Origin of the sequence: Gluconobacter sp. P1D12_c (assembly GCF_018812105.1) — a bacterium.
Classification (GTDB): domain Bacteria; phylum Pseudomonadota; class Alphaproteobacteria; order Acetobacterales; family Acetobacteraceae; genus Gluconobacter; species Gluconobacter oxydans_A.
In genome coordinates this window covers 1-496 of sequence record NZ_JACSIQ010000340.1, presented here as the reverse complement: position 1 = coordinate 496, position 496 = coordinate 1, and the positions used below count along the sequence as shown (strand labels likewise).

1 protein-coding gene is annotated in these 496 nt (G+C 44.0%); it reads left to right on the top strand.

Features of this window, described 5'->3' with window-relative positions:
- On the top strand, window positions 1-377 hold a 377-nt coding region (locus KP705_RS17075), incomplete at its 5' end, for a hypothetical protein (protein WP_215765131.1).
- Window positions 378-496: the final 119 nt, after the last annotated feature.

Genomic DNA, 496 nt, shown 5'->3' with positions numbered 1-496 from the left:
GTCCCGCACAGAACCGTGCTGTCACCTTGTGGCTAATGAAGAACAGTAAACGTCCAATGAAGGCCGTGGACGTCTGGMCGCTCTTGTTCGACCACCTGTTCCCACATACCGGACAGATCATGCTAACCCGCGAAGAAATCGCCGAAAAAGTCGGAATTCGGGTCAACGAAGTTACAGCCATCATGAATGAACTGGTGAAGTTCGGTGCGATTTTCTCCGAGCGCGAAAAGGTAGCCGGTATGCGAGGGCCGGGTCTTGTCCGCTACTACATGAACCGCCACGTTGCTGAAGTAGGTAGTCGTGCTACACAAGAAGAACTTTCTACAATACCAAAGCCGGGATTTAATCTTGAAGTTATAGAAGGAGGAAAATTATGAAAACTAACGAACGATTCCATATTGCATGCCAAAATACATTTATAATTTCTCATTCAAACGACTTAGAAACTATGAAAATTTGGAAAAATCTTAAGGAATTACATGATGAAAATTTAGAT